We start from the raw sequence: 4430 nt of genomic DNA, 5'->3' as shown, positions 1-4430 counted from the left end.
CTGGACTCCGCCCCCCCTCTCTGCAGACCATTCCCCCTTCAGCGGCCGACGTGACGCCTGCGCCGCCCGCGCCGGACGACAACGCGCCGGCCTGGCCCCTGGGCCGGGCCGTGGCGCAGATCCAGGGCGTCTACATCCTGGCGGAAAACGCCCACGGCCTGGTGATCGTGGACATGCACGCCGCGCACGAACGCATCGTGTACGAGCGGCTCAAGGCGCAGGTGGACGGCACCGAACGCATCGCCAGCCAGCCGCTGCTGATTCCCGCGACCTTCGCCGCCACGCCGCAGGAAGTGGCCACGGCTGAAGCCCAGGCCGACACACTGTCGATGCTGGGACTGGAGATCGCCCCCTTCTCCCCGAAAACGCTGGCCGTGCGCGCCGTGCCCACCTCGCTGGCCCAGGGCAATGCGGTGGAACTGGCACGCAGCGTGCTCGCGGAGTTGTCAGCACACGACGCCAGCACCGTGGTGCAGCGCGCCCGCAATGAAATTCTGGGTACGATGGCCTGCCACGGCGCGGTGCGCGCCAACCGCCGGCTCACCCTCGATGAAATGAACGCCCTGCTGCGCCAGATGGAAGTCACCGACCGATCCGACCAGTGCAATCACGGCCGCCCCACCTGGCGGCAACTGTCCATGCGCGAGCTGGACGCCCTCTTCCTGCGCGGACGCTGATCCCCGGGCGCCGCAGGCCATACGGATCCCACCCATGCCACTGCGCCGCCACCCCCCCCATCACCTTCGCTCCGCCTGCCAGGGCTATGGCGTGGCGGCCCTGGCGGCCATCGCCGCCGTCACGCTGCCGGCCCACGCGGGGCGGCCCCTCACGGTGGACGACGCCGGCGTGAATGCCCCCGGCGAAGGGCACGTGGAAGTGTGGTGGGAGGGCGTGCACCGCGACCGCGGCGCCTTCTACGTGGCGCCGGCCTATGCCCCGGCGGCGCTGCCGGGCCTGGAACTGGGCGCCCTGCTGGCGCGCGATCTGGACGGCCGCGCCACGGTGCAAAGCGTGGTGGCCAAATGGCAGTGGACGCCGCCGCCCGAGCAAGGCTGCCATGCGGCCAGCAGCATGGGCCTGTGGCACACCCACCGGGAGCCGCGCAGCACGCGGGCCCTCAACCTGCTGGGCACCTGCATCGCCAGTTGGGGGGCCGTGCACGCCAATGCCGGCACGCTGCACACGCCCGACCACCGCTGGCTGCCCACCTGGGGCGCCGCGGTCGAATCCACCTGGGGCGCGGTCACGGCGCACATCGAGGCGTTCGGCCAGCGTGGCAGCCCGCCCACATTCCAGACCGGCGCGCTGTGGGAATGGACACCGGGCTGGCAACTGGACGGGGTCGTCGGGCGCGGCAGGGCCGGACCCTGCTGAGCATCGGCGTCAAACACAGCTTCTGACGCGCCCCGAAACGGTGGCCTGCCGCCGGCAGGCCGTCGACCGAGGGATCAGTCGTCCCGCGCCGCCTTGGCGTGGTCGGGGAAATCCGCGAACACGCCGTCCACGCCCAGGCGGTAGAACATGCGGTATTCGGCCTTCGGGTCGCCCTTGAAGTCGGAAGCCAGGCGGCGCGCCTCGCTGCGGAAGGTGTACGGGTGCACGAAGAGGCCGGCCGCGTGCGCGTCGGACACGACAGAGGTCGCGGGCATCATCACGCGGTCGCGCTCGTCGATCTTGCCGTCGCCGTTCAGGTCATCGGGCTGGCCGTCCTTGTTGTCATCCACCAGCTTCGAGGGGATCAGGTACGGCTTCCAGGGGCCGATGCCGTCCGCATAGGTCTTGACCTCCTTCAAGCCCGCAGGGGTCAGCAGGCTGGCAAACGTGCGCTGGTCGCCGGCCACGGCAAAGTCATAGGGCTTGTCGTAGGGCGCGGTCAGGTCCATGCTGCCGTCGGCCTTGATGTCGTTGGCATCCACCAGTTGCACCAGGCGCACCTGGGTCTTGGTGCGCAGGTACTTGAGGTTGGACACTTCGAACGACTGCAGGATGACGGGCGACGCCGCGGTGGTGTAGCCGTACTGCGAGAGCGTGGTGAGCAGCCGGTCCTCGAGCTTGAGGTTCAGGTTGGCGTGGTAGGTGGGGTGCTTGGTTTCGATGTACACGCCCACGGTGCGGCCCACGCGCGTGCCTTCGGACCGGGCGAGGTCCAGCACTTCGGCCAGCGTCGGGATCTGGTACTTGCCGTTGAACGACTGGTCGCGCTCGGCCAGGGGCTGGATGGCGCGCAGGGTCTTGATCTCCGCCAGGGTGAAGTCGGAGGCGAACCAGCCTTCTTCCTGAACGCCATCGACCATCTTCCTGGTCTTGCGGCTGGCGAATTCCGGGCGCTGCGACACGTCGGTGGTGCCGGTGATGTTGGGTTCGTGCCGCGCGATCAGCACACCGTCCTTGGTGGCCACGAGGTCCGGTTCGATGAAGTCCGCGCCCAGCTCGATGCCCTTCCTGTAGCCTTCCAGCGTGTGGTCCGGCAGGTAGCCGGCGGCACCGCGGTGGCCGATCACCAGCGGCTTGGCGCCGTTCAGCGTGGGGAAATCATCGTCGTTGCCGCCACAGGCGGCCAGGGCGGCAGCGGCGGCCAGGGCCAGCGCGGCCCCTTTGAAACCAGACAGGTGCATTGCTCTACCTCGTTGATCGTTGAAGTGCGCCACTGTGGAGGCGCCACATGACAGGACGGTGACTCGGGGAACTTTGTCGCGGCAGCGGTATCTCGGTGCCGAACGCACCGTTGTTGTGCGTTGTTGCCCTCCTTTGCCCCCGGAATCCGCATCCTACGGGCCACCCCGTCCGGCCGTCACGGCCTATCGATGCTGCGCTGCAGCGTCAATCGGCGCTTTTCCGGGCTCCGGCCCTGGGCAGCGGTGCCGAAATCAAGCCATCTCTCCAGCACAATCCGGATGTAACAAAGCGCATCGACGGGCGCGTTTCTTGCAAAAGCCGGAAAAGCCGGGGATTTCCCGATTTGCTATTGAAAAGTGAGCAACCAAGGCAACCAAGACAACGGCATACCCGCTGAAACACTGCCATAGAACTTTCCCGACACCGCGGCACTCAGTCCTACCCATGAAACGCTGGCCCCTCCTTTCATCCATCGCCCTCGCCATGGCCGTCACGGCAGGTTGCGCCACCCTCGACGCCAAGCAGCGCGAGTGGATCTTCCAGCCCAGCGACCGCGCGTGGGGCGGTGCCCAGTCCACCGACGACATGGAAGATGTCTGGATCGCATTCGACTCGAAAGCCACCGGCAAGTCCGAGAAGCTGCACGGCCTGTGGCTGCCGGCCGCCAAAGCCGATGCGCCCGTGCTGCTGTACCTGCACGGCGCACGCTGGAACGTGTCGGGATCGGCGGGCCGCATGCGGCGCATGCAGAGCATGGGGTTTTCGGTGCTGGCGGTCGACTACCGCGGCTTCGGGCGCAGCAGCGCGGCCCTGCCGTCGGAGACCACGGCCCTGGAGGACGCCCGCGCCGCGTGGGACTGGCTCGCGCAGCGCGCGCCCGACCAGCCGCGCTACATCTTCGGCCACTCGCTCGGCGGCGCCATCGCCATCGACCTGGCGGCGATGGTGAACGACGAGAAGGGCACCATCGTGGAAGGCACCTTCACCAACATCCCCGAGGTCTGCCACGTTCAAATGGGGTTGGCTGCCGGTGTCGGGCCTCATCACGCAGCGCTTCGAGTCGGCGCGCAAGGTCGCGCACATCGGCTCGCCGCTGCTGGTGGTGCACGGCAGCGACGACAGCCTGATCCCGCCCACGCTCGGCCGCAAGCTGTACGACGCCGCCCAGGAGCCCAAGCGCTTCGTGCTGGTGGAAGGCGGCACGCACCACAGCACGAACACGGTGGGCGAGCCGCAGTACCGTGCCGCGCTGGCGGACCTGTTCCAGGTGTACTGATCCGGCCGGCGTGCGCGGCGACGGCCATCTGCGCTCCCGGTCGGGTGGCGCCCATCTGGTAGGCTCGCCCGCATGTCCGTCCCCCCTTTCGCTGCGGCGGGCCAGGAGCCGCCGGCCGTGGCCGTCGCGCCGGGTCTGGCCATCACCGTGCTCGCGCTGCTGCTGAGCCTGCAGCCCGTCACCACCGATCTCTACCTGCCTGCGCTGCCCTCGCTCACGCGCAGCCTGGACGCACCCGTGGCGTCCGCCCAGCTCACGCTCAGCGCGCTGCTGCTGGCCTTCGGATGCTCGCAACTCGCCTGGGGGCCGCTGTCGGACCGCTTCGGCCGCCGGCCGGTGCTGCTGGCGGGTCTTTCCATCTACACCCTGGCATCCATCCTGAGCGTGCTCGCCCCGTCGATGCAATGGCTGATCGGCTGGCGCGTGGCGCAGGGCGCGGCCATGGGCGCGGTGGTGATGTGCGCCCGCGCCATCGTGCGCGACCTCTACACGCCGGCGCTGGGCGCGCGGGCGATGTCGCGGGCCCTGACCGGGCTGG

5 protein-coding genes are annotated in these 4430 nt (G+C 69.2%); 4 read left to right on the top strand and 1 reads right to left on the bottom strand.

The window, feature by feature from the left end:
- Both AC27IQ_RS19260 and AC27IQ_RS19255 read left to right on the top strand, forming a co-directional pair.
- Positions 1-677 (top strand): DNA mismatch repair MutL family protein (locus tag AC27IQ_RS19260; RefSeq protein WP_487090442.1); only part of this gene is annotated, 677 nt, incomplete at its 5' end.
- Between the two features lie 34 nt (positions 678-711).
- Entirely contained in the window at positions 712-1374 is a 663-nt protein-coding gene (locus AC27IQ_RS19255; RefSeq protein ID WP_487090441.1) for a hypothetical protein, read from the top strand.
- A 74-nt stretch (positions 1375-1448) separates the two neighbouring features.
- Here the strand turns inward: AC27IQ_RS19255 and AC27IQ_RS19250 are convergent, their stop codons facing one another.
- On the bottom strand, positions 1449-2615 hold the full coding sequence (locus tag AC27IQ_RS19250) for a glycerophosphodiester phosphodiesterase (protein WP_487090440.1): 1167 nt from the start codon (positions 2613-2615) through the stop codon (positions 1449-1451).
- Between the two features lie 445 nt (positions 2616-3060).
- Between AC27IQ_RS19250 and AC27IQ_RS19245 the strand changes: the two genes are divergently transcribed.
- Together AC27IQ_RS19245 and AC27IQ_RS19240 are read left to right on the top strand one after the other, a co-directional pair.
- On the top strand, positions 3061-3954 hold the full coding sequence (locus tag AC27IQ_RS19245) for an alpha/beta hydrolase (protein WP_487090439.1): 894 nt from the start codon (positions 3061-3063) through the stop codon (positions 3952-3954).
- A 10-nt stretch (positions 3955-3964) separates the two neighbouring features.
- Positions 3965-4430, top strand: a 466-nt coding sequence (locus AC27IQ_RS19240) for an MFS transporter (RefSeq protein WP_487090438.1), incomplete at its 3' end; no start/stop codon positions are given.

This window comes from Acidovorax sp. KPB24-07, from assembly GCF_057543315.1.
This window is presented reverse-complemented; position numbering and strand designations above follow the sequence as displayed.

Excerpts from the sequence above, each read along its gene's own strand:
- AC27IQ_RS19245 (WP_487090439.1), top strand. The coding sequence starts at position 3,061 with ATGAAACGCTGGCCCCTCCTTTCATCCATCGCCCTCGCCATGGCCGTC.
- AC27IQ_RS19250 (WP_487090440.1), bottom strand. The coding sequence starts at position 2,615 with ATGCACCTGTCTGGTTTCAAAGGGGCCGCGCTGGCCCTGGCCGCCGCT.
- AC27IQ_RS19255 (WP_487090441.1), top strand. The coding sequence starts at position 712 with ATGCCACTGCGCCGCCACCCCCCCCATCACCTTCGCTCCGCCTGCCAG.